Genomic DNA, 24103 nt, shown 5'->3' on the forward strand with positions numbered 1-24103 from the left:
CCCTGCCACTCTAGCCGGTGATGTCATAAGGCTCAGGTGTGCGCCAGTGCTCGAACGGCCGGTCCATGGAGTACCGACCGTCAAGACCCAGCACGAGCGTTCGCGTCTCCGCATTGTCCGGGTTGGACAGTGCCTCGAACTCCGCTACGGACCAGTGGAACCACCGCATACAGAACAGCCGCATGGTCAGCCCGTGGGTCACCAGCAGCACGTTCGGTGGGTGGTCAGGGGCCTCGAAGCTGCGGTAGAGGCTCTCCAGGAAGGAACCCACCCGGTCGTAGACGTCGGCCCCCGACTCTCCCTGGGCGAAGCGGTAGAAGAAGTGTCCGTAGGCGTCCCGGTAGCTCTTCTGCAGCCGGATGTCCTCGCGGTCCTGCCAGTTCCCCCAGTCTTGCTCGCGCAGTCTCGGCTCCTCCCTGACCCGCATCCGAGAGGCGTCCAGCCTCAGTTCGCGCAGGGTTTCCAGGGTGCGCCGATAGGGAGAGACGTACGCGCTGATGCGTTCCTCCCCGAAGAGCTCGCGCAATTGGGCGCCGGCCCGCTGCGCCTGCTCGCGCCCTCGGGGGGTCAGCCGCAGTGCGTGGTCCGGCTCCCTCTCGTACACGGTGTCATCCGCGTTTCCCTCAGATTCGCCGTGCCGGACAAGGACGATGCGCCGCGGTCGTGCCATGGAACGAGCCTATTTCGATTCGCGCCGTTTCGAGCACGTGTCCACGCGCTGACCCGGCGGCTAGCACCCTCGGGGCGGGTACCGTCTCGCGTTAGCCTCACACCGTCCAGGAGGGTTCGAGGTCGACCACGTCGCCGGCCAGGGCGGCCACGTCGGTTTCGGTCTGCGCGCGCAGCGACAGCCGCTCCACCCGCTCGGCCCGGTACTTCCCGTACTCCGCGGTGGACTGCCACATTGACAGCACCAGGAACTCGTTCTCCACGGCCTGGGCGAACAGGCCTCGCAGCATGCCGGGGGAACCTGCCATCGCCGGGTTCCACACCTTCTCCTGCATCAGCGCGAAGTGTTCCACCCGTTCGGCGTGAACACGACAGTGCGCTATGCGGACGACATCGGCGTCCGCGAAGCGGGGTTCGAAGCCCGTCTTGACGTCGAATCGGTGGTCGAAGAGCTTGGCCTGGGCGTCCTGGTAGGTGCCGCTCTGGGCGGCAGCCAGCCGGTCGTGGGAGCGGGCCATGAAGGAGTCGTAGAAGGCACGGGACTCCCAGAAGGAGAAGGTGTGCGCGACCCCCTGACGCCCACGGCTCCATCCACCGCCCTGCCCCCGAAAGCCCGGCTCCCCCGGCAGTCCCGCCCATTTCCGCTGCCCGCGCTCGAACCCCCGACGGTCGACCACCTTGCAGCGAATCCACTTGACCAGCACCGCGCCATCGTACGGGCCCGCCTGGTCTCCCGTCGGCCTTCCGCACAACGGAAGAGGCCCGGGCATACCGCGCACGCGCCGGGCGATGCGCCGCGGCCGTGCCGTCAGCGGGCAAGGTGCGGTCTCGGCGGGGGGTCCTGAAGCGCAACCCGCATCGGGGGCGCGAAGTGGCGGACGATTTCATCAGGGGACATGGAAGCCACGGGTTCCAGGCGCAGCAGGTAGCGCGTGGTGATGAGGCCCGCCATCTGCGCGGTGAAGGCCGCCGCGCGTCTCCGGGCGTTCGCACCCCGCAGGTGCGCGGCGATGCGCTCGACGATCTCTCGTTCGAGAACCTCCTTGACCAGTGCGGCAAAGGTGTCGTCCTGGGTGGCGTTGCGCATCATCGCGAGGAGGGCGGGGCCCGATTCGGGGTCGTCCCACACCGAGATCATCACGCGTAGGGCACGCTGCGGAAAGCTGGCCGGGTCACCTTCCAGCACCGTGACGACGACTTCAGCCGGGTTGACGGTCAGCGCGAGGGCGGCCCCGAACAAGCCCTTCTTGGATCCGAAGAAGTAACTGATCAGGGCGAGGTCGACGCCGGCTTCCGCAGCGACCGAGCGCAGCGTGACCGCATGGTAGCCCTCGGAGAGGAAGCGGCGGCGGGCGGTTTCCAGGATGGCCGTGCGGGTGTCGGGGTTGCCCGGCCGCCGGCCGCGGGGCGCCGATTTATTCATCATCGTTGAAATGCTACCCGCGTCAAGCCGAACCTTGGGGTGCCCTTGCACAGCACCCCCGGAAGGCCGAGGCCATGCCCCCCAACCAGACACCCCGCGCCAGCAGCTCACCCGCTCCGGACACCCCCGCGGTTCGCCACCATCTCGTCCTCGCCGTCACCTGCCTGGCGCTGGCAACCGTGGTGGCCGCCATGTCCTCGCTGAACGTGGCCCTGCCCTCCGTCGCCCGCGAAACGCACGCCACCCAGACCCAACTCTCCTGGATCATCGACTCCTACAGCCTGGTGTTCGCCGCGCTCCTGCTACCCGCAGGCGCTCTCGGCGACCGCTACGGAAGACGCAACGCCCTCCTCCTCGGGCTCACCGTCTTCGGCGCCGGTTCCGTCGCCGCACTGTTCACCAGTTCCCCGGCCGCCCTCATCGCACTGCGGGCCGTCCTGGGAGTGGGTGCGGCCCTCGTGATGCCCGCCACCCTGTCCACCATCACCAGCACGTTCCCGCCCGCCCAGCGCGCCCGGGGCGTCAGCGCCTGGGCCGCCGTCGCCGGGGCGAGCGCCGTGGTCGGGCTCGTGGCCTCCGGTTCGCTCCTCCAGGCATGGTCCTGGCGCTCGGTGTTCCTGCTCAACCTGCTCCTCGCAGCGGCCTCCTTGAGTGGTGTCCTGCGCTATGTACCGGAATCGGCCGAACCGGACCGTCCACGGCTCGACGGCATTGGAGCCCTGCTGGTCGTAGCCGGGCTCGGTGTCCTCGTCTATAGCGTCATCGAAGCGCCCGTGCACGGTTGGGCCGGTGGCGGCACCATCGCCGGCATCGCGGTCGGTCTGGCCGTACTGGCCGGCTTCGTGCGCTGGGAACTGAAGCGACGACACCCGCTGCTGGATCCGCGACTGTTCAAGAACCGCGAGTTCGCAGCGGGCACCCTGTCCATCACCCTCCAGTTCTTCGGCTTCTTCGGCTTCATCTTCGTTGTGATGCAGTACCTACAACTGGTCAGGGGCGACAGTGCCCTGACCGCAGCACTCAGCGTGCTCCCGATGGCCGCCGCCATGGTGCCCTCGGCCCGACTCAGCCCGCGGCTTACCGCACGGTTCGGCATCGCTCGACCCTGGGTGTGCGGACTCGCGCTGGTCACTGCGGGAATGGCGCTGCTCTCCCGGCTCGGCGAGGACAGCTCGTACGGATGGATGGCCCTGGCCCTGTTGCCGCTGGGCGCCGGCATGGGCATGGCGATGACACCAGCCACCACGATGATCACCGACGCGCTGCCCCCGGCTCTCCAGAACGTGGGGTCGGCGATGAACGACCTGGCTCGCGAGCTGGGCGGGGCGCTGGGAATCGCTGTTCTCGGCAGCATCCTGACCGCCTCCTACCGCAGCAACCTCCAACTGCCGGGGTTGCCCGAGCAACTGGAGGAAGCGGCACGCTCCTCCATCGCGGTGGCCGCTTCCATGGGCGGCCCCACTCTGGATCGGGCTCGGACCGCCTTCGTCGCCGGCATGCAGGACACGCTCCTGGCCGGCTCCTGCACGGCACTGCTCGCCACGGTCCTCGTGGCACTACTGCTGCGGTCGGCGGGAAACACTCGCCTCGCCGCGAAAGCACGGGCAGTCGAGGGACCGGGCGAACCGGAACCGCTCGCGGTCGTGCGCGAAGGCGACACCGTTTGAGCCCCGCGCCCCTCGATTGCAAGTCGCCTGGCGCCGGCGTACGTCGACCCTCGTGTCCGGCCCGTCTGCCGCTACGGCCGGGGGCCGCTACCTGACCCTCCGCGGGTCGAAGAAGCCGAAGAGGGTGCCGGCACATGGCCGACACCCTCTCCCACGAGGAGCCTGGCGTCGTCAGCCGCGGATATTCAACGTCGCCTCAGACGCGGGCTCTCGCCCAGTTTCAGCTACAACCGCTGGTCGAACCGCAGCCCTCGCAGATGTAGCAGGAACCGGCCCGCTGCATCTTCGTGCCGCAGGAGAAGCACAGCGGTGCGTCAGCGCTGATGCCGAGCTGCATCTCGACGAGTTCCGCGCTGGTGTGCGGCGTGCTGGCCGGCTTAGCTCCGGTCTCGTTCGCCACCGGGGCGACGGCCTTCAGTTCCTGCTGGCGCGGGGCCGACTGGGCCAGGGCCTCGACGTCGATGTCCTCATCGGCGAGCGACGGCTCGTACGAACCGGTCTCCAGGTGGCGTTGGCGCTCCTCGGCGGAGTGGATCCCGAGGGCGGAGCGGGTCTCGAAGGGCAGGAAGTCCAGCGCCAGGCGACGGAAGATGTAGTCGACGATCGACTGGGCCATCCGCACGTCGGGGTCGTCCGTCATGCCCGCGGGCTCGAAGCGCATGTTGGTGAACTTCGAGACGTACGTCTCCAGGGGCACTCCGTACTGCAGACCGACCGAGACCGCAATGGAGAAGGCGTCCATCATGCCCGCGAGGGTCGAGCCCTGCTTGGACATCTTCAGGAACACCTCGCCAAGGCCGTCGTCGGGGTAGGAGTTGGCGGTCATGTAACCCTCGGCGCCACCGACGGTGAAGGACGTGGTGATACCGGGGCGGCCCTTGGGTAGACGCTTGCGAACGGGGCGGTACTCCACGACCTTCTCGACCGCGGCCCGGATGGTGCCCTCGGTCTTCGCGGTGACCTCGGCCTTCTCCTCTTCCTTCTTCTTGGCGGAGAGCGGCTGACCGACCTTGCAGTTGTCGCGGTAGATCGCGAGGGCCTTGACGCCGAGCTTCCAAGCCTCGAAGTAGATCTCCTCGACCTCTTCGACGGTCGCCGACTCCGGCATGTTGACCGTCTTGGAGATCGCCCCGGAGATCCACGGCTGGATCGCGGCCATCATGCGGACGTGGCCCATCGGGGAGATGGCGCGCTCGCCCATCGCGCAGTCGAAGACCTCGTAGTGCTCGGTCTTCAGTCCGGGGGCGTCGACGACATTGCCGTGCTCGGCGATGTGGGCGACGATCGCCTCGATCTGCTCCTCCTGGTAGCCCAGGCGGCGCAGGGCCTGCGGAACGGTGCCGTTGACGATCTGCATCGAGCCGCCGCCGACGAGCTTCTTGAACTTGACCAGGGCGAGGTCGGGCTCGACGCCGGTGGTGTCACAGGACATCGCCAGGCCGATGGTGCCGGTCGGCGCCAGGACGGAGGCCTGGGCGTTGCGGAAGCCGTTCTTCTCACCCAGCCGGAGCACGTCCTGCCAGGCCTCGGTGGCCGCGGCCCACACCGGAGTGTCCAGGTCGTCGGAGCGGGGGGCAATGGCGTTGGCATCCGCGTGCTGGCGCATCACTCGCTGGTGCGGTTCGGCGTTGCGGGCGTAGCCGGCGTAGGGGCCGACCACGGCGGCGAGCTCGGCGGAGCGCTTGTACGCCGTGCCGGTCATCAGTGAGGTGATCGATGCGGCGAGGGTGCGACCGCCGTCCGAGTCGTAGGCGTGGCCGGTGGCCATGAGCAGGGCGCCGAGGTTGGCGTATCCGATACCCAGCTGACGGAAGGCGCGGGTGTTTTCCCCGATCTTCTGGGTGGGGAAGTCGGCGAAGCAGATGGAGATGTCCATCGCCGTGATGACGAGCTCGACCACCTGGGAGAAGCGTTCGACCTCGAAGGACTGCTTACCCTTGCCGTCGTCCTTGAGGAACTTCATCAGGTTCAGCGAGGCGAGGTTGCACGAGGTGTTGTCCAGGTGCATGTACTCGCTGCACGGGTTGGACGCGGTGATGCGGCCCGACTCGGGGCAGGTGTGCCAGTGGTTGATCACACCGTCGTACTGGATACCGGGGTCGGCGCAGGCCCAGGCCGCCTCGGCCAGCTTGCGGAAGAGGGCCTTGGCGTCGACCTTCTCGATCACTTCGCCGTTCATCCGGGCGCGCAGACCGAACTCGGTGCCGTTCTCGACCGCCGTCATGAACTCATCGTTCACGCGGACTGAGTTGTTGGCGTTCTGGTACTGGACAGAGGTGATGTCGTCACCACCGAGGTCCATGTCGAAGCCCGCGTCCCGCAGGGCACGGATCTTCTCCTCCTCCTTGACCTTGGTGGCGATGAAGTCCTCGACGTCGGGGTGGTCCACGTCCAGGACGACCATCTTGGCCGCCCGGCGGGTGGCGCCACCCGACTTGATCGTTCCGGCGGAGGCGTCGGCACCCCTCATGAAGGAGACCGGACCGGAGGCGTTTCCGCCGGATGAGAGCAGTTCCTTGGAGGAACGGATGCGGGAGAGGTTGAGGCCGGCACCGGATCCGCCCTTGAAGATCATCCCCTCTTCCTTGTACCAGTCGAGGATCGACTCCATCGAGTCGTCGACGGCAAGGATGAAGCAGGCGGAAACCTGCTGGGGCTGGGGCGTGCCGACGTTGAACCAGACCGGGGAGTTGAAGCTGAAGATCTGGTGCAGGAGGGCGTACGCGAGTTCGTGCTCGAAGATCTCGGCGTCGGCGGGCGAGGCGAAGTACCCGTTCTCCTCGCCGGCCTTCGTGTAGGTCTTCACGATCCGGTCGATGAGCTGCTTCAGACCGGTCTCACGCTGGGCGGTGCCGACCGCGCCACGGAAGTACTTGCTGGTGACGATGTTGACCGCGTTCACGGACCAGAAGTCCGGGAACTCGACGCCACGCTGCTCGAAGTTGACCGAGCCGTCGCGCCAGTTGGTCATGACGACGTCGCGAAGCGCCCACTCCACCTCGTCATACGGGTGCACGCCGGGGGTGGTGTGGATGCGCTCGATACGCAGGCCCTTGTTCGCCTTGGCTCCCTTGGCGCGGGAACCGCGTGCCGAACCGCTCGCCGTCTCTGTCATTGCCGCCTCCCATATGCGGGCAAAAACGCCCTAAAGTGCCATGGAAATTCCGAGGCACCGTGGTTTGTCTGGTCGCCCTCGGCGCGATGCGCCGCGGACAGGTCTTTCGTGCCAGCCGGTCGATCGGACGCCCTACGGCGGGCCGATCAGTCCGCGGCGCCGGCCGGAACGGGAACACAACCCGCCCCGCCGGTCTCGCCCTCACTAAGGGCGGGGGGCCCTCCATCGCGGAGCTCCGCGATGGCGGCCTCGAAGTCTTCGAGCGAGTCGAACGCCCGGTACACCGACGCGAAGCGCAGGTACGCCACGAGGTCGAGCTCTTGGAGGGGGCCCAGTATGGCCAGGCCCACGTCATGAGTGGTCAGCTCGGCACTTCCGGTGGCACGCACCGCCTCCTCGACCCGCTGACCGAGCTGAGCGAGCGCATCCTCGGTGACCGGCCGCCCCTGGCACGCCTTGCGCACGCCGGAGATGACCTTGGTGCGACTGAAGGGCTCCGTGACTCCGCTGCGCTTGATCACCATCAGTGACGCCGTCTCCACCGTGGTGAAGCGCCGAGAACAGTCCGGACACTGCCGGCGACGACGGATGGACGTGCCGTCATCGGTGGTGCGACTGTCAACGACCCGGCTGTCGGGGTGCCGGCAGAAAGGGCAGTGCATGGTTCCCGACTCTCCCTCTCCGCACGACTGAACCGCCTCGGACCAACTCCCGCGGGGAGCCTCTCGAAGCAGTCCCAGCATAGGCCCTCCAGGCCCCCCCGACACAATCTGTGGGCCATGAACCCAAACCAACCACTAGATCTAGGGCCGGAATGCGTTTGTCGACCGGGCGTGTCGCCAGCCCCACAGACCTCCGAGCGCGAGCCACGACTCCCCGGGGGCCTGGTCCCACACCCCCGGACCACCTGGTGTCACACTGGGCTCGGAGCCGACGCCCCGACCGGCTCGATGGGGAGGCTACCGCAGGCGACCCGATAAGCCCGAAATGCGACTGCCTGCTCACGCACCGCAACAGTGAGCCATACACCTCACGTGGCATATACGTCCGGTGAACAGCGATTTTTCACTCGAACGTGTGTTTGGCGCAACCTTTCGAAAGCAACTACCGTTGCCTAGCTAGGGAGAACTTCCGAGAGGGGCCGCCGACGTGACCACCGCAGCAGACAGTGCCACCATCACCGCCCAGAACCGATCCCAGAGCCGACTCGACCCGGTGCAGGCCATGAACGACGCAGCCATGCCCCCGGAGGGGGACGAGCCCAGCCGACCCGCTCGCTCCCTGCCCGGTCGACCTCCCGGAATCCGAGCGGACAGCTCCGGCCTGACCGACCGGCAACGCCGCGTGATCGAGGTGATCCGAGACTCGGTCCAGCGCCGGGGATACCCGCCGTCGATGCGGGAAATCGGTCAGGCGGTGGGCCTGTCCAGCACCTCGTCGGTGGCACACCAGTTGATGGCACTGGAGCGTAAGGGCTTCCTGCGTCGAGACCCGCACCGACCCCGAGCCTACGAGGTGCGCGGGTCCGACCAGCCGAGCACGCAGCACACCGACACGACCGGCAAGCCGGCCGCCTCCTACGTACCACTCGTGGGACGGATCGCGGCTGGTGGCCCCATCCTCGCCGAGGAGTCGGTGGAGGACGTCTTTCCTCTTCCGCGCCAGCTCGTGGGAGACGGAGAGCTCTTCGTCCTGAAGGTCGTCGGCGACTCGATGATCGAAGCGGCCATCTGTGACGGCGACTGGGTTACGGTCCGCCGACAGCCGGTTGCCGAGAACGGCGACATCGTGGCCGCCATGCTGGATGGCGAAGCCACCGTCAAGCGCTTCAAGCGTGAAGACGGGCATGTTTGGCTCCTCCCACACAACGCCGCTTACCAGCCGATCCCTGGCGACGAGGCAACCATCCTCGGCAAGGTCGTTGCCGTGCTGCGGCGAGTCTGACCCTCGTCGCTCCCTGACCGGGCCCCGGAATCACTGCGCCGATTCCGGGGCTCGCCCTGTCTCTTCTCCGCAGGCGTGCGGTCGTTGTGGGCTACCGGAACGGCCGGGACAGCCCATAGTTCTACCTGGCCTCCGCCTTGGCCGCCGTATCGATGGCTGCCAAGGATCGGCGCACCTGACCACCATCGGTGGTGTACCAGAAAGCCGGTAGCGAGGCCTTCAAGAAGCTGCCGTAGCGGGCCGTGGCCAGCCTCGGGTCCAGCACAGCCACCACTCCCCTGTCCCCCGAGGCACGCACCAGGCGACCAGCCCCCTGCGCCATCAGCAGAGCAGCGTGGGTAGCGGCGACCGCCATGAATCCGTTCCCGCCGTGCTCCTCCACGGACTTCTGGCGGGCGCTCATCAGGGGATCATCAGGGCGCGGGAAGGGGATGCGGTCCATGACCACCAACTGACAGTTGGGGCCGGGCACGTCGACGCCCTGCCAGAGGGACAACGTGCCGAACAGGCACGTGCCGGCGTCGGCTGCGAAGTTCTTGATCAGCTCCCCGAGGGTCTCTTCTCCTTGGAGGAGTACGGGTACGTCGAGTCGACCCCGCATCTCCTCCGCCGCCGCTTGGGCAGCCCTCATGGAGGAGAACAGTCCGAGGGTGCGACCACCTGCGGCCCCGATGAGCTCGGCCAGCTCGTCCAGCATGTCCTCGCGAGCCGCGTCCCGTCCAGGAGTGGCCAGGTGCTTGGCGACGTAAAGGATTCCCTGCTTGGGGTAGTCGAAGGGGGAGCCCACGTCCAGCCCCCGCCAGACCGGAAGATCCTCACCGACGCTGCCCTCGGGCGCGAGGCCCAGCGAGGCGCCCACCCCGTTGAAATCGCCTCCCAGCTTCAAGGTCGCTGAGGTGAGAATGACCGAGCGCTCGGAGAAGAGCTTCTCCCTGAGCAGCCCGGACACCGAGAGCGGGGCCACCCGCAGCGAGGCTCCGAAACGGTCGTGGCGCTCGAACCAGACGACGTCGTACTCCGACCCCTGGACGATCCGCTCGGCCACGTCGTGCACGTTCTCCACCGCGGCCAGGGCCTGCTTACGGACCGCGTCCTCGTCCTGGACGGACTTGTCACGGGTGTTGCCGATCGCGGAAATCACACTGCGGGCGGCGTCGCGCAGTGCGGTCAGGACGTATCCGAGGTCCTCCGGAATCTCCTGGAGCCTGCCGGGCAGAGCGAGCTCCATGACCCTTTCGAAGCCCTCTGACGCGGTCTGCAGAGCATCCGCGGTCTTCTCATCGACCAGTTTGGCCGACCGGCGCATGGCCCGGTTCACCTGCCCCGGTGTGAGCTCACCGGTGGCCACGCCGGTGACCCGGGAGACCAGTTCATGGGCCTCGTCGACGATCAGCACCTCATGCTGGGGCAGGACGGGAGCGCCTTCGATGGCATCGATGGCGAGCAGGGCGTGATTGGTGACCACCACGTCGGCGAGCTTGGCTCGCTCTCGGGCCGCCTCCGCGAAACACTCCACGCCGTAGGCACACTTGGTGGCTCCGAGGCACTCCCTGGAGGACACCGAGATCTGCGACCAGGCACGGTCTGAGACACCGGGCGTCAGATCGTCTCGGTCCCCCGTCTCGGTCTCGTCCGACCAGTCACGCAGGCGCAGCAGGTCCGCTCCGAGCTTGCTGCTCGGAGCGGCGGCTTCGAAGGCGTCGAACAGCCCTTCCTCCTCGTCCTGTGGCACACCTTCGTGCAGCCGGTGCAGGCACAGGTAGTTCGACCTTCCCTTCAACATGGCGAACTGGGGCCGGCGGCGCAGCTGCGGATGGAGGGCGTCCACGGTCCGTGGCAGGTCCCGTTCCACCAGCTGACGCTGGAGGGCGAGGGTGGCGGTGGCCACCACCACTCTCTCGCCGTGGGCGAGTGCGGGCACAAGATAGCCCAGGGACTTGCCGGTACCGGTGCCGGCCTGGACGAGTAGGTGGGAGTTGTCGTCCACGGCTTCGGCGACGGCTTCGGCCATGGCCACCTGGCCGGGGCGCTCCGTACCGCCGACGGCGGCTACGGCAGCGTGCAGGAGGTCGGGGAGGGAGGGCTTCGTCATAGCGGTCCCAGCCTACGGGGCCGGACTGACAGCACGGTTCCAGAACGGAGGGATCCCAGGTGATCCGCTCACGGCTGGTGGAGGGGGTTGGGCACCGTGCCGCGCACGGCAGCGTGCGGGCGTCGAGGCTGGTCACGGTAGCCGTCCGCGTGCAGGCGGTTGCGGTTGAGGCAGAGGCGTTCGATGCGAGGTGCCAGCAGGTCGAAGAGCTCGAAGCGGTCCTTCAGCTCGGGGAATCCGGACTGATAGTGGATGATCTCCGCCCGAACCATCGCCCAGAAGTCCCTTTCCGGAACGCCGAGGCGGTCCTCGAAGAGCGGGGCGAGGTAGCGGAACACCCCGACGAAGAGCCCCGAGTGGATGAACTGCGTCAAGAACGCCGGCGGCTCAGTGAGCAGAACCGCTCGGACCTCCTCCGGTACGGATTCGTGTTCAGGCAGAGGCTCGGAGCTGATGTTGATGTCGTCGACGAAGTCCTTGACCGCAAGTCGGGCCGGCGTGTCGTGTTCGTCGAAGACGACGATGGTGTTCTCCCCGTGCGGCGAGAAGACCGTGCCGTAGCGGTAGAGGAAGTGCAGCAGAGGTGGCAGCAGCGCTGCGAAGAGGCGGCGCAGCCAGGCAACGCCGGTCAGACCCGAACGGGTGACGAGCTCCTCGGCCAGGGCTCGCCCTCGACGGTCCACCTGCAGGAGGCAGGCGAGGGTACGGGCCCGCTCGCCCGGTCCGAGCTGGTCGAGCAGCGGTTCCCGCCAGATCGCACCGAGCAACTCGCGGTACTGGTAGGGAACCTCGGGCAGCCGGTCGTAGACGGGGTGGGCCACCGTGACGGAGGCCACCTCGCCGAGCAGGATCACCCGGCACGTCTCACGGAGGAAGGGGTCGCCGTCCCGTACGGCGTGCACCCAAGCGGTGACGGCGGGCGCGGCGAGGGTCCGTTCCGTGGGCAGGCCTCGCCACACGAGGGTGTTCAACACCGATAGGGGCAGCTTCACCGTGTGGCGCTCGGGGCGTGAGGTGTTCAGGAAGGTGCGGACGGACTGTTGCGGCAGTCTCAGGTCCTGATCGGCTGGGAGTGGAACCAGCTCCCGGGAAGCGAGCGAGCCGGCGAACAGCGGGAGGACCACCTGGTCCCACTGCCAGGGATGAACGGGGAGGTAGTGGTAGCCACCGGGGTCGAGGTCCAGATCGCGCAGGTGTCGGTCGAACAGGTCCCGGGTGGCGGGGTCGAGCTCCCGCGAGTAGAGCCGGCGGGGATCAGCCAGCGCGCCAACGCCCCGGTACTCGGCGATAGAGGTACGGGCTGCCAGCCAGGGCAATCGGACCTGCGTCCGCGCCTCCGGCGCCCAGGCCGCGGTGTCGGAGGCGGAGAATCCGAGGCGGCCCTTGTTGGGCACGATCCACGGGTGCCCGGTCTGATGGCCTTCGAGTTCGGCGTAGCCGAGCTCGGCCAGCAGGTCGGCCGTGAGGGCGGTGCGCTCCAGGCGGGTGTCGGCCGCCAGGGTGTGGTTCAGTTCCCGGATGAGGTGGCCCAGGGTGGCACCGTCGAGGTCGAGGAGCCGGCGGGCAGCTACCAGGAAGGCGAAGGGGTCCCCCGTGCTCAGGGAGTCGGGAAGGACCCGCCAGGAGTCGTAGGAACCGCGTGCGGCGGCGAAGCCCAGGAGCGTGCCGTCGTCGAGGACCAGGGTCCAGTGGCCGGGCTCGGCGGCGGGGCGGGGCGAGATGACCCCTTCGTAGGCGAACTCGCCGATCATCTTTGCGAGCAGTTTGCGAGCGGCACGGTCCCAGGTACTGCGGTTCAGTTCTGCTGGGATCTGCGGTGGGGAGTCAGAGCTGATGGACGAGTTCGGCACGAGGACTCCTGCGGGGGAACGCGACGGCTGTGGCATACGTGGAGGGAGCAGTGGTTTGTTCGCCTCACGCCTGCCGGAAGCGGGCGGGGTGTGCCCGGTCTCAGAGCAGGTTGCGCAGTGCGCGTTCTCGAATCAACAACGCACAGCGCTTGTTGGGGAGTTCCACTTCCCCGGCGAGACGGAATCCGGAGCCCAGGAAGGCGGAGACGGAAGAGGTGTTGCGGATGTCCGGTTCCGCGATGACGCGGTTGCAGCGGGGCCGGTGGTCAAGGATCAGATCGGCGACCGTCCGCAACAGGATGGTGCCGACGCCCCGACCCCGATCTGCGGCTTCTCCGATGAGCAGATGGATGCCCGTGTCGTGGGGGCGCGCCGGGTAGAACCGGGAGATCGGGTCGAGGTCGGCCCGGTAGATCTCCCAGTAGCTCATCGGCCGGCCGTCCAGAGTACCCAGGCAGGGAAAGCTACGGCCGTCCCCGTCGAGCTGCGCACGGACGTGCGCCGCCGTCACGGATTCCGGCCCGGAGAGCTCCCAGAAGGCGGCCACTGCTGGGTCGTTCATCCATCGGACCAGCCGTCCCAGGTCCTTGCCCGGGCGGAGCGGGACCAGCTGGAAGCGCCCTGCCGGTGTCGTGGTCGGGCCCCAACTCGCCGGGCGGTCCAGCAGGCCGGCCCCGTCCGGCTGTGGGAGTCGGCCCGGTGCTGGGTGTCCCAGACCGTCCCCGAGCGCTGTCGGGGGTCCTTGAGTGCACAACTCCAGCAGCTCGGCGGGAATGCGCAGGTCGAGGGTGTCCTCGCAGTCGGCCCGCGGTCGAGACGTTTGTGAGGTGGTGCATTGGTCGGCTTCCGTTTCTACGGAGGGCACAGGAGTCCTTCGGTCACGCGTGGAGGGGGTTGGCGATAGTCACGTAGATGGACTGGGTGGCCACGGGACCGACAAGCTCGTCGAGGCCGTGCAGTCGGGTCAGGAGGTTTGCCTTGCAGCGCAGGGTCGGCGAGTCGAGTAGGTGGGTTGCTAGCGGCCCGAGTCGGGTGTGCTTGGCGAGGAAGCCTCGCAGGGCGGCCAGGAGCATCTGCTCGTCGGCGAGACGCTGCGATCCGAAGGCTCCGATCAGGCCGAGCAGGTTGTTGACCCCGAGGTAGTAGGCAAGACGCTCGTCCACGACGGCGTCGGGTACGAAGGTGTCGCTGGTCGCCCCGATCCCCGGGAGCCTGCTTTCGAGGGTTGCCTGGTGGGAAGCCCTGAAGTAGTAGCCCTGGTTGTCGCGGAAGCGGCCCCCGACGGGCCAACCCTGGCGGTCGAGGAGGACCAGGGTGTTCTGCTGGTGGGCTTCGAGGGCGACACCGACCAACGCGTCGAGGGCGAGTACCGGCAGCACCACCTGGTCGAGGTAGCGCAGGAACCACTCGGCGGCGACGGCCTCGACGGTGTGGCTGGTCGCCGCCGCGAGTCGTGAAACGATCTCGGCGAGCCGGGAGACCATCCCGTTGCCGCCGGGCCTTGGCCGGGGCGAGGTGAGGGCGGCGACGCAGGCGACGTCGTCCTTCGGGCCGAAGGGATTGTGCCGCAGGACGACGTCCAGCCCCGGAGCCGGGCCTCCGTCAGGGATGTCGACCGCGGCCCAGGCCGGATCCCGCACGATGTCGAAGGCGGGGTGCGCGGCCCGCCACTGCGCGGCGAGTCCGGCGCGCAGCAGCCGGTGGACCTCCACGCCCCGGTGGAGTTCCTTACGGAGGTTCTCCCGGCGGGAGTTGGTGATGCGCACACCTAGGGAGAGCTTGAGCATCGCGGCGGCGCCTGGGCGGTACACCGTGCGCACGGAGGACGTGGGGTGCCAGGACTCACCGTGCGGACCTAGCTGGTGCAGTAGACCGGAGTCCATGAGCGCCTTGACGGGTGGTCGGTGCGGTAGGTCGTGGTCCTGCCAGGGGTGGACGGGCAGGGGGACGGTACCGGGTGGAAGGCGGAGGTCTCCTGCGAGGCGGGTGAGGAGTTGTTCGGCTGGGAGGGTACGGCCGCCTTCGGTCCAGGCGGAGTCGGTGGCGAGCAGTGAACGGTCCACTGCGAGCCAGTGCAGCGGGAAGGAGCCGGACAGCTCGGGTGAGAAGAGTCGGGATTCAGCCTCCGAGATCCCCTCCCGGCTCTTGGGGTCGGGCTGGAGCGGGTGGCCGAGCAGGAGGGACTGCTCCGCCTGGAGGAAGGGGTCGGCACCGGGCCGGGGCTCGACCTCGCCACGCCTGAACGCGAGGAACTCCGTGGTCCGGCGCACCGAGTCGGCGACCCGACCCACGAGGGCGGATCCGCTGCTCGATCCGCCCTCCCGCACCAGCAGGGCGGCCAGGGTCACGGCATCGAGGGAAGGGCTTCGGCAGGAGGCGCCGTCCAGTCGCGGGGCCTCGAAGCGGTGCCAGCCACAGGGGGACCAGTAGCGCACCGGAACGCGCAGCAGGGAAGCGGAAGCGGGTAGCGGGATGTCGAGCACGGGTCCGGCCGGTCGGGGCAGGTTCCGTTCGCGCACCCAGCACCGCAGCAGGTTCTCCACCCCGGCGGCTTCGGCAGCCCTTTCGGGATCAGGGTCGTCGAGCGGGTCCGGCCGCAGGTCCCGGCGGAGGCGGAGGTCCGCGGCAGGACGGCTACGGCTACCAGCGGTGCCCTGCCGCGGCACGGTGGCCGCTTCTTCCTGTGGGCTGTGGTGTCGGGCGCCATCGGCGGGATCGGGTCCAGGGCTGGAGTTCACCGGCGGTTCCTTAGGGGCGGTTTTCGGGCTAGCGACGCCGGTTGTCGCCGGCTGCTGTGAGGGCGTCGGCGAGCCGGTCGAGGACGGCTGCGGCCTGCTCGTCCGTGAGGGTCAGGGGCGGCAACAACCGGATCACGCTGGAGTGGCGCCCGCCGAGTTCGACGATGAGGCCCCGTCGGAGGCATTCCTGTTGCACAGCCACCGCCATGAGGGGGTCCGCGGGCGCGGGTGCCGTCCAGCCGGCCCGGTTTGCGCGGGAATGCGGTTCGGGGAGGTCGTCCGGCCGCGATCGCGCGGGGGCTTCGGGGTCCACGATCTCCAGGCCGATCATCAGGCCACGCCCCCGGACGTCCCCGAGGCAGGCGTGCTCCGCCGCGAGTCCGCGCAGGGTGGCGAGCATCTGCGCTCCCAGCGCCGCAACCCGGTCGGCGAGTTGGTTCTCGCGGACGAAGGCGAGGGTGGCGGCTCCTGCCGCCATGGCCAACTGGTTACCCCGGAAGGTACCGGCGTGCGTGCCCGGCCCCCAGGCGTCGAGCTCCGCGCGGTAGACGATGACGGCGAGCGGAAGACTGCCACCGATGGCTTTCGACAGGACCATCACGTCGGGAACCACCCCGGCGTGGTCGACCCCCCAGAAGCGACCGGTTCGTCCGACGCCGGTCTGGACCTCATCTGCGATCAGGGGATCCCACGGTCGGCGGTGATCTTTCGCATCCGACGCAACCAGCTGTCAGGAGCTGGATGGACGCCCCCTTCGCCCTGCACCGGCTCCAGGATCATGCAACCGGGCTCAGCGGCCCCGCCCTTGGGATCGTCCAGCAGGCTCTCGGTCCAGCGCGCACCGAGTTCGGCCCCGTGCACGCCCCCTGTCCCGAAGGGGCAGCGGTAGTCCTGTGGGTAAGGGAGCCTGGTGACCCGGCTCTCCCGGGCTCCGCCGGAGGCTTCGAGGGAACCTGCGGACATACCGTGGTAGGCGCCGCTGAAGGCCAGGACGCCGGCCCGTCCGGTGGCGATGCGGGTGAGTTTCAGTGCGGCCTCGACCGCGTCGGTGCCGGCCGGGCCGCAGAACTGCACCCGGGCCTGATCGGCCAGGCCCGTCGGCAGCGTCTTGAACAGCTCCGTGGTGAAGGCGTCCTTGACGGGCGTGGCCAGGTCCAGCACGTGGAGGGGTGCACCCGAGTCGAGGACCTCGCGGATGGCCTCCAGGACCACCGGGTGGTTGTGCCCCAGCGCCAGGGACCCCGCGCCCGAGAGGCAGTCCAGGTAGCGGCGGCCGTCGGCGCCCTCGATGGTCAGGCCCCGTGCGCGGACCGGGACGATCGGCAACGACCGTGCGTAGGTCCGGGCCGCGGATTCCCGCATCGTCTGGCGACGGAGGATGCCTTCAGGTCCGGCACTCGGTGCCGGCGAAGCGGCGGGCTCGCTCAAGGCCAACTCTGTTGACTCCTCCCGGGTAAGGGTTCCAAAGATCGCGTACAAGGGACCTGGGTCCCCTGGACGTACCAACGACGGTGCCGGCAGGAGAGCACGGCCAACGGCGGAAGTTCCTTTCCCATGGGGGCGGTTGACGCATCCGAGGTCGCGTCCGGTCAGCCACCAGCAACGGAGCGCACGCCCCAGCGCGCGAGCTTGCTCCGGTGCGCGGGCAGACGAGAGGACGGATGCGCCCGGCATGCGCCGAGGCACTACCGGAGGGCACTGTGGCGCCTCGAACCTCACCGGCATAGTGGGGGGTTGCACCCTCCGCACCTCGAAGTCCCAGGGGGATTGAAGACATGCGACCGATACGCCGAGCCCTCGCCGTCCAACGACTGCTGGGGGCCACTGGCCTGAGTGCCGCCCTCGTCCTGACGGCCACGGCCTGCAACACCGACGCCGACAGCAGCACGTCGGACCGCCCGGCGCAGGGAGTTGGTGAACCGGGCGGAATCAGGATTCCGGACGAGCTGCGGGAGAAACTGAAGGAGCACGGCCTCGACTGGGAGAAGTGGCGGGACGGCGCCTGGCGGGACTGGAGCAAGAAGGACTGGCTACGCGAGGCCGAGGACTACATCAACCCGATCATCGAGGACCTCTGGGACCCGGACCGGATGCGTCGGGCGATCGAGCCGGACGAGCCCGTCAGTGAGGCGAACCTCCTCGCCGGCCGGGCGGCCAGCGACCCGGCCCCGGTTCCGGTGCGGGCCAGACCACTACCCGCCCCGTACCGGGCGAGCGCCCCCGAAGCGGGAAAGGTCTTCTTCGACGGGCCGCAGGGTTCCATGGTGTGCTCGGGCACCGTGGTTGCGGACCCCGCCCGACCCGGCAGGTCGAACCTGGTGTGGACGGCGGGCCACTGTGTGCACGCCGGCAAGGAAGGCGGCTGGTACCGGAACATTGCCTTCGTGCCCTCCTACAACGATGCGGGCAAGCTCGCTGACGGGCTGCGGGGAGCATCCCGCGAGCAGGTGGCGCCGCACGGGGTGTGGTGGAGCGACTGGGCCTCGGCCTCACCGCAGTGGCTGACTCAGGGGGCTCCGGTGGGCGGTGGTGGGGCGCCGTACGACTACGCGGTCCTCCACGTCACGCCGGAGGAGGGCGACGGCGCTTCGTTGGAAGAGGTCGTCGGCTCGGCCTTGCCGGTGGAATTCGACGCGCTCCCCACCGCGGCGATCGAGCGGATCACGGCGATCGGCTACCCGGCCGCGGAACCGTTCGACGGCCAGCGTGCCTTCCAGTGCACGGACCGGCCGGGACGGCTTTCACTGAACGCGACCGACCCGGTGATGTACCGGATCGGATGCACGATGACTGGTGGCTCCTCCGGTGGCGGCTGGGTGGCACAGGGCCGCGATGGCCGCCCCGCCCTGGTGTCGAACACCTCGATAGGTCCAGAGGACGCGAGCTGGCTGGCGGGTCCGCGGCTCGATGCGGCAGCCCGGTCGGTGTTCCAGGCGATGAGCCGAAGGAACCCTCACTGACGCCAAGGACCGTCCAGCTGGCGGGGGACGCAACCCGGGCTGGCGCCCGCAGTGGCCGCACCGAGCGCCCCGGGCCCATGCCTTCACTCCCGTGGTGAAGGTCGGGCCCGGGGCCGGGGCGTCAGTGCGTCGCCGGTACCAGTGCGGCGAGGTCAGCGGCGAGCGCTTCGTGCACCCGCACCTTCAGCAGCGTGCCCTCCGGGGTGTGCTCCTCGGAGATCACCTCGCCCTCGGCGTGAGCCCTGGACACCAGCGCCCCGCGGGTGTACGGCACCAGGACCTCGATCTCGACCTGCGGACGGGGCAGTTCGGAGTCGATGAGTGCGAGCAGCTCTTCGATGCCCATGCCCGTCCGGGCCGACACCGCGATCGAGTGTCGCTCGATGCGCAACAGTCGTTGCAGCACGAGGGGGTCAGCGGCATCCGCCTTGTTGATCACGACGATCTCCGGCACATCCACCGCTCCGACCTCTCGGATGACCTCGCGGACCGCGGCCAACTGCTCGTCCGGGGCCGGATGTGATCCGTCGACCACGTGCAGGATCAGGTCGGACTGACCGACCTCCTCCATCGTGGAGCGGAAGGCCTCCACAAGGTGGTGCGGCAGGTGCCGCACGAAGCCCACCGTGTCAGCCAGAGTGTAGAGCCGCCCGCTGGGGGTCTCGGCCCGCCGAACGGTCGGGTCGAGGGTGGCGAACAGGGAGTTCTCCACCAGGACGCCCGCCCCCGTCAGACGGTTCAGGAGTGAGGACTTGCCCGCGTTGGTGTACCCGGCGATGGCGACCGAGGGCACCTTGTTACGGCGCCGCTCCTGCCGTTTGAGGTCCCGCCCGGTCTTCATCTCCGCGATCTCCCGGCGCATCTTCGCCATCTTCTCGCGGATCCGACGACGGTCGGTCTCGATCTTGGTCTCACCGGGGCCTCGGGTGGCCATGCCGCCACCGCCGCCGCCACCCATCTGCCGGGACAGCGACTGGCCCCAGCCACGCAGCCGCGGCAGCATGTACTGCATCTGCGCGAGGGCGACCTGCGCCTTGCCCTCTCGGGACTTCGCGTGTTGGGCGAAGATGTCCAGGATGAGGGCGGTCCGGTCGACCACCTTCACCTTGACCACGTCTTCGAGGTGGATGAGCTGTCCGGGGCTGAGCTCGCCGTCGCACACGACGGTGTCGGCCCCGGTCTCAAGGACGATGTCGCGCAGCTCCTGCGCCTTGCCCGAGCCGATGTAGGTGGCCGGGTCAGGCTTGTCGCGGCGCTGGATCACCCCGTCGAGTACGAGGGCACCCGCCGTCTCGGCGAGCGCCGCGAGCTCGGCGAGTGAGTTGTCCGCATCCTGCACCGTCCCCGAGGTCCAGACCCCGACCAGAACCACGCGCTCCAGACGTAGCTGGCGGTACTCGACTTCGGTGACGTCTTCGAGCTCGGTGGAGAGACCGGCCACCCGCCTGAGGGCGGCGCGCTCCGAGCGGTCGAACTGTTCGCCGTCCCGCTCTCCGTCGATCGCGTGGCTCCAGGCGACGTCCTCTTCCATCAGGGCATCGGCCCGAAGGCTCTCGGTAAAGCTCTGCGCGTCCAGCGCTTCCTGGGAAGAAGATGAAGAGGAGGTCATTGGGTCCTTACGTCGATTGGGAATCTCCTGACGTCGGTGACAACGCGTGACGGGATCCGATGATTCCCGCGGAGTGGTTCCTGTGGAACGTTCCCGCGGGCCCCTCGGGTACACCCGGCGTGGTCACCGACCTGTCGATAGTGACACGGGCCAGCTGGGGCCGTCACGCGGGTTTCACGATGCCGGCTCGGTGGACCGCCACTGCGGGTGACCGGGCATCGACGGGGTGGTGCTGCCGTAGAGCCAGTCCTTGAGGAAGCCGGCGAGGTCACGTCCCGCTTCCTGGGAGGCTAGGCGGATGAAGTCCGCCGTACCGGCGGTGCCGTGCTGGAACTCGCTCACCCAGCGCCGCTCCAGCCGTTCGAAGGCGGCGCTGCCCATTTCCTGGCGCAGCGCGTAGAGCACCAGGGCGCTGCCGTCGTACACGATGGGGCGGAACAGGCCGATCTTCTGGCCCGGTGCGGCGGCCTTGGGGGCCGCTGGCGGCCCACCCGCGGCCCGCCACTGGTCAGAGCGCTGATAGGCCTCCCGCATGCGGCGCTCCAGCGAGTACTTTCCAAGTCCGTCCGCGTACAGCGCCTCGTACCAGGTGGCGTGTCCTTCGTTGAGCCAGAGGTCCGACCAGGTGCGCGGGGTGACGCTGTTGCCGAACCAGTGGTGGGCGAGCTCATGGACCATGACCGCTTCCACGTACCAGGCGGGATAGCCGGGCTCGGTGAACAGCCGGTGCTCGAAGAGTGAGAGGGTCTGTGTCTCCAGCTCGAAGCCCGTCGTGGCCTGGGCGACGAGGATCCCGTAGTTCTCGAAGGGATAGCGCCCCACTCTCTCTTCCATCCACTCCAGATGGGTGGGGGTCTTGGCGAGCCAGGGTTCCAGGCGGCCCCGCTCCGTGGTGGGCACCACGTCACGGATCGGCAGACCGTGCGGCCCCTGCCGGTGGAGCACGGTCGAACGGCCGATGGAGACCTGGGCGAGTTCGGTGGCCATCGGGTGCGCGGTCCGGTACGTCCACGTGGTGGAGGTGCCGGATCGACTCCGGGAGACGGGCAGACCGCCCGCGACGGCGGTCAGCTCCTCGGGAGCGGTCACGCTGATCGTGAAGTAGGCCTTGTCCGCCGGGTGGTCGTTGCAGGGGAAGACGCGGTGCGCGGCATCGGCCTGGTTGGCCATGGCCAGCCCGTCCTCGGTGGGCACCCAGCCGCCATCGGCCCGACCTCGCGGATCACTGGTGTGACGGACGGTGATGTGCAGTGCAGACCCGGTGGTGACCGCTCGGGCGGGGGTGAGTACGAGGTCTTCGCCCGCCGTGGCGAACTCGGCGGGAAGCCCGTTGACCTCGACGGACGAGACTTCGCCGTGGGTGAAGTCGAGGTTGACGCGCTCCAGGGAAGCCAGAGCGCGGGCATCGATCTTCGTCACCGCGTCGAGGGGTTCTTGGTTGTTGCCGCGATAGGTGAACGAGAGGTCGTAGGCGAGCACGTCGTAGCCCGGGTTGCCGAGCGCGGGGAAGAGGGGGTCGCCGATGCCGAGAGGGGCGGGCGGCGGGAGGACGGCGGCGACCAGGGTGAGCGAAGTCGCAGCGAGCAGGGCGGCGCGCAGGCGACGGGAGGTGAGCTGCATGGTGTACCGCTACCAGCGACCGGGGAGGAGGCGGGTGCGGCGCGCACGAGCCCCACCCGAAAGGGTCGGGGCCCCGAACGCCCCCGGGCCGCGGCGGCTCAGGCGGTTGCTGGCTGCTGGGCCCGGCTCACGTCGTAGACCCCCGCCACCTCGCGCATCGCCCGCATCAGGGCGGGCAACCCGGTCGCGTCGGGCAGCTGGAGGGTGTATGTGTGGCGGACTCGCTGTGCGGTGGGTGGGTCGACGGTGGCGGCCACGATGTCCGCCCCTTGCCGGGAGATCGCCTCGGTGAGATCGGCGAGCAGATGGGGACGACCGAAGGACTCGGCGACCAGAGTGACCCGACAGTCCGCGGTCGCCCGCCAGTGCACGGTGACCGGGGTCCGACCGACGGAACTCATCTGCTCCACGGCCGCGCACTGAACCCGGTGCACGGTCACCACGCCCCCTCGTACGACGAATCCGGTGACCCTGTCGGGTGGGACGGGTGTACAGCAGCCGGCGAGTCGCACGGTGGCGTCGGGTAGTTCGGCGACCGCGTTCACCCCGGTCCCACGGGCAGAGGTGACCGCGAGGGGGGCGCGCGGGGCGACCGGCTGCACCTGGCTGCCGCCGGGGTGCGCCCGGAGCCAACCGCTGATGGCGATCCGCGCGGCAGGTGTGCGCGCGTGGTCGAGCCACTCCGGGGATGGCCCCGCAGAGGCGTCCTGGGCGAGCAGCGGATGCACGGTGTCACCGTCGACCAGCAGGGTGCCGAGAGCTGCGAGGCGGCCGTTGATCCGCGCGCCGATGCACGCGTGGGCGGCCTCCCCGTACTGGGCGTAGACGGCGTCCACACAGCTCGCCCCCGCGGGCAGGCTGACGGCACGGGGCGCTCCGCCGTCGGAGCAGAACACGGTGATCTCCCGGTCCTGGGCGAGTTCCTCGCGCAGGGAGCTCCAGAAGGTGTCGGGGTCCGGGGCGGACTGCTGCCAGTCGAGGAGCCGTGAGAGCCAGCCGGGGCGGGTCGGGTCGGCCCGCTCCTCGGCGGCCCCGGAGGGCTCGGCAGGCTCCGGGACGGCCGGATAGGGGTTGCCGAGAGCGATAACGCCCGCCTCCGCCACGCGGTGCATCTGGCGCGTACGGATGAGGACTTCGGCGACCTCACCGGCGGGTGTGGCGACCGCTGTGTGCAGTGATTGGTACAGGTTGAACTTGGGAACCGCGATGAAGTCCTTGAACTCGGAGATGACGGGGGTGAAGCAGGTGTGCAACTCCCCCAACGCCCCGTAGCAGTCGGCGTCCTCGCCCACCAGGACCAGCAGCCTGCCGAAGTCGGGTCCGCGCAAGGTCCCGCGTTTGTGGGAGATGCGGTGCACGGAGACGGTGTGCCGGGGGCGTACCTGGACGTCCGCGGGGATGCCCGCCTCCTTGAGCGCGGCGCGGAACGCCTCGGCGATGGTGGGCAACGGATCGGCTCCGTCCGCCGTGTGGGTGGCGATCAGGGAGCGGATGCGCGCGCACTCCTCGGGGTGGAGGATCTGAAAGACGAGGTCCTCCAACTCGGTCTTGAGAGCTTGGACGCCGAGCCTCTCGGCGAGCGGGATGAGCACGTCCCGGGTGACGCGGGCGATCCGAGCCTGCTTCTCCGGACGCATCACGCCGAGGGTGCGCATGTTGTGGAGCCGGTCGGCGAGCTTGATGGACATCACCCGGACGTCGTTTCCGGTGGCGACGAGCATCTTGCGGAAGGTCTCAGGTTCCGCGGCGGCGCCGTAGTCGACCTTTTCGAGTTTGGTGACGCCGTCGACCAGGAAGCAGACCTCCTCACCGAACTCCGTCCGCACCTGATCGAGGGTCACTTCGGTGTCCTCGACGGTGTCGTGCAGCAGCGAGGCCGTCAGCGTCGTGGTTTCGGCGCCGAGTTGCGCGAGGATGAGGGTGACCGCCAGGGGATGGGTGATGTAGGGCTCCCCGCTCTTGCGCATCTGCCCGCGGTGCGAGGACTCGGCCAGCACGTAGGCGCGGTGCAGGACGCCGGGATCGGCCTCGGGGTGGTGGGCGCGATGCGCGTCGACGACGTGGCCGATCGCGTCGGGCAGCCGGTCGCGGCTCGCCGGGCCGAGCAGGGCAGCCCGCCCGAGCCGGCGCAGATCGAGGCGCGTGCGCCCGCGACGGCGGCCCGGGGTGGGGGCCGGGCGTTGCTCGGGACAGGCGTCGGGGTTCGTGGCCTCTGCACTCATGGGCACCTCCGGCGTCGACCGGCGGTGTGCGGGCCTGGTGTGACCCGCCGGGCCGGTGCTTGATGCTACCGAGCCCACCACGTGCCGCAGTCCCGCTCTCGCTGAGCGTGAACCGGATCACCCATTCGAGCGATGCTCAGATCGGAAGAATTTTCCAATTTTCAATGGTTTAGCCCCAGCTGGGCGGCCAGTCT

Annotated in this window: 15 protein-coding genes and 1 pseudogene; 3 read left to right on the forward strand and 13 right to left on the reverse strand. The window is 69.0% G+C overall.

Going from position 1 to position 24103, the window contains the following annotated elements; translation table 11 throughout:
- Positions 1 to 10 precede the first annotated feature (10 nt).
- The 3 genes from ACFYMC_RS17115 to ACFYMC_RS17125 form a co-directional block, all read right to left on the reverse strand.
- The gene (locus ACFYMC_RS17115; RefSeq protein ID WP_388525295.1) at positions 11 to 670 is read right to left on the reverse strand and encodes a histidine phosphatase family protein; all 660 of its coding nucleotides are present in this window, start codon (positions 668 to 670) and stop codon (positions 11 to 13) included.
- 97 nt (positions 671 to 767) lie between these two features.
- A complete protein-coding gene (locus ACFYMC_RS17120) occupies positions 768 to 1373 on the reverse strand; it encodes a YdbC family protein (RefSeq protein ID WP_388525297.1) in 606 nt (201 codons plus the stop codon).
- A 104-nt stretch (positions 1374 to 1477) separates the two neighbouring features.
- The gene (locus tag ACFYMC_RS17125) at positions 1478 to 2095 is read right to left on the reverse strand and encodes a TetR family transcriptional regulator (protein WP_388525299.1); all 618 of its coding nucleotides are present in this window, start codon (positions 2093 to 2095) and stop codon (positions 1478 to 1480) included.
- A 71-nt stretch (positions 2096 to 2166) separates the two neighbouring features.
- Between ACFYMC_RS17125 and ACFYMC_RS17130 the strand changes: the two genes are divergently transcribed.
- Positions 2167 to 3759, forward strand: coding sequence for an MFS transporter (locus ACFYMC_RS17130; protein WP_388525302.1), 1593 nt, complete (start codon positions 2167 to 2169; stop codon positions 3757 to 3759).
- A gap of 220 nt (positions 3760 to 3979) precedes the next feature.
- On the opposite strand, the gene ACFYMC_RS17135 is transcribed toward ACFYMC_RS17130, so the two are convergent.
- Complete coding sequence (locus ACFYMC_RS17135) at positions 3980 to 6874, reverse strand: vitamin B12-dependent ribonucleotide reductase (RefSeq protein WP_388525305.1); 2895 nt, start codon at positions 6872 to 6874, stop codon at positions 3980 to 3982.
- Positions 6875 to 7020: 146 nt separating this feature from the next.
- Positions 7021 to 7536: a transcriptional regulator NrdR gene (gene nrdR / locus ACFYMC_RS17140; protein ID WP_388525309.1), complete on the reverse strand. Its 516-nt coding sequence runs from the start codon at positions 7534 to 7536 to the stop codon at positions 7021 to 7023.
- 487 nt (positions 7537 to 8023) lie between these two features.
- Between nrdR and lexA the strand changes: the two genes are divergently transcribed.
- Positions 8024 to 8818 (forward strand): transcriptional repressor LexA, encoded by a 795-nt coding sequence (gene lexA, locus ACFYMC_RS17145; RefSeq protein WP_388525311.1) that lies wholly within the window; start codon positions 8024 to 8026, stop codon positions 8816 to 8818.
- 121 nt (positions 8819 to 8939) lie between these two features.
- On the opposite strand, the gene ACFYMC_RS17150 is transcribed toward lexA, so the two are convergent.
- The 5 genes and pseudogenes from ACFYMC_RS17150 to ACFYMC_RS17170 form a co-directional block, all read right to left on the reverse strand.
- Positions 8940 to 10910, reverse strand: a complete 1971-nt coding sequence (locus tag ACFYMC_RS17150; RefSeq protein WP_388525314.1) for an ATP-dependent DNA helicase — start codon at positions 10908 to 10910, stop codon at positions 8940 to 8942.
- 68 nt (positions 10911 to 10978) lie between these two features.
- Positions 10979 to 12760 carry an IucA/IucC family protein gene (locus ACFYMC_RS17155; protein ID WP_388525316.1) on the reverse strand — a complete coding sequence of 594 codons (1782 nt, stop codon included), beginning with the start codon at positions 12758 to 12760 and terminating at the stop codon, positions 10979 to 10981.
- Positions 12761 to 12860: 100 nt separating this feature from the next.
- Positions 12861 to 13625: a GNAT family N-acetyltransferase gene (locus tag ACFYMC_RS17160; RefSeq protein ID WP_388525319.1), complete on the reverse strand. Its 765-nt coding sequence runs from the start codon at positions 13623 to 13625 to the stop codon at positions 12861 to 12863.
- A gap of 13 nt (positions 13626 to 13638) precedes the next feature.
- The gene (locus tag ACFYMC_RS17165) at positions 13639 to 15498 is read right to left on the reverse strand and encodes an IucA/IucC family protein (protein ID WP_388525321.1); all 1860 of its coding nucleotides are present in this window, start codon (positions 15496 to 15498) and stop codon (positions 13639 to 13641) included.
- Between the two features lie 28 nt (positions 15499 to 15526).
- Positions 15527 to 16932: pseudogene (locus ACFYMC_RS17170) on the reverse strand (diaminobutyrate--2-oxoglutarate transaminase family protein).
- Positions 16933 to 17273: 341 nt separating this feature from the next.
- Here ACFYMC_RS17170 and ACFYMC_RS17175 point away from each other — a divergent pair.
- A complete protein-coding gene (locus ACFYMC_RS17175; protein ID WP_388525323.1) occupies positions 17274 to 18458 on the forward strand; it encodes a trypsin-like serine peptidase in 1185 nt (394 codons plus the stop codon).
- A gap of 121 nt (positions 18459 to 18579) precedes the next feature.
- Here ACFYMC_RS17175 and hflX read toward each other — a convergent pair whose 3' ends face one another.
- From hflX to ACFYMC_RS17190, 3 genes are all read right to left on the reverse strand, one after another.
- On the reverse strand, positions 18580 to 20067 hold the full coding sequence (gene hflX, locus ACFYMC_RS17180) for a GTPase HflX (protein WP_388525325.1): 1488 nt from the start codon (positions 20065 to 20067) through the stop codon (positions 18580 to 18582).
- A gap of 174 nt (positions 20068 to 20241) precedes the next feature.
- Positions 20242 to 21687: a M1 family metallopeptidase gene (locus ACFYMC_RS17185; RefSeq protein WP_388525327.1), complete on the reverse strand. Its 1446-nt coding sequence runs from the start codon at positions 21685 to 21687 to the stop codon at positions 20242 to 20244.
- Positions 21688 to 21785: 98 nt separating this feature from the next.
- A complete protein-coding gene (locus tag ACFYMC_RS17190; protein ID WP_388525329.1) occupies positions 21786 to 23909 on the reverse strand; it encodes a RelA/SpoT family protein in 2124 nt (707 codons plus the stop codon).
- Between the last annotated feature and the right edge of the window lie 194 nt (positions 23910 to 24103).

The organism is Streptomyces sp. NPDC006879 (assembly GCF_042869595.1).
Lineage (GTDB): Bacteria > Actinomycetota > Actinomycetes > Streptomycetales > Streptomycetaceae > Streptomyces.

Coding starts and splice junctions, on each gene's coding strand:
- ACFYMC_RS17115 (WP_388525295.1), bottom strand. CDS start 670: ATGGCACGACCGCGGCGCATCGTCCTTGTCCGGCACGGCGAATCTGAG.
- ACFYMC_RS17125 (WP_388525299.1), bottom strand. CDS start 2,095: ATGATGAATAAATCGGCGCCCCGCGGCCGGCGGCCGGGCAACCCCGAC.
- ACFYMC_RS17130 (WP_388525302.1), top strand. CDS start 2,167: ATGCCCCCCAACCAGACACCCCGCGCCAGCAGCTCACCCGCTCCGGAC.
- ACFYMC_RS17135 (WP_388525305.1), bottom strand. CDS start 6,874: ATGACAGAGACGGCGAGCGGTTCGGCACGCGGTTCCCGCGCCAAGGGA.
- nrdR (WP_388525309.1), bottom strand. CDS start 7,536: ATGCACTGCCCTTTCTGCCGGCACCCCGACAGCCGGGTCGTTGACAGT.
- ACFYMC_RS17150 (WP_388525314.1), bottom strand. CDS start 10,910: ATGACGAAGCCCTCCCTCCCCGACCTCCTGCACGCTGCCGTAGCCGCC.
- ACFYMC_RS17175 (WP_388525323.1), top strand. CDS start 17,274: ATGCGACCGATACGCCGAGCCCTCGCCGTCCAACGACTGCTGGGGGCC.
- hflX (WP_388525325.1), bottom strand. CDS start 20,067: ATGACCTCCTCTTCATCTTCTTCCCAGGAAGCGCTGGACGCGCAGAGC.
- ACFYMC_RS17185 (WP_388525327.1), bottom strand. CDS start 21,687: ATGCAGCTCACCTCCCGTCGCCTGCGCGCCGCCCTGCTCGCTGCGACT.
- ACFYMC_RS17190 (WP_388525329.1), bottom strand. CDS start 23,909: ATGAGTGCAGAGGCCACGAACCCCGACGCCTGTCCCGAGCAACGCCCG.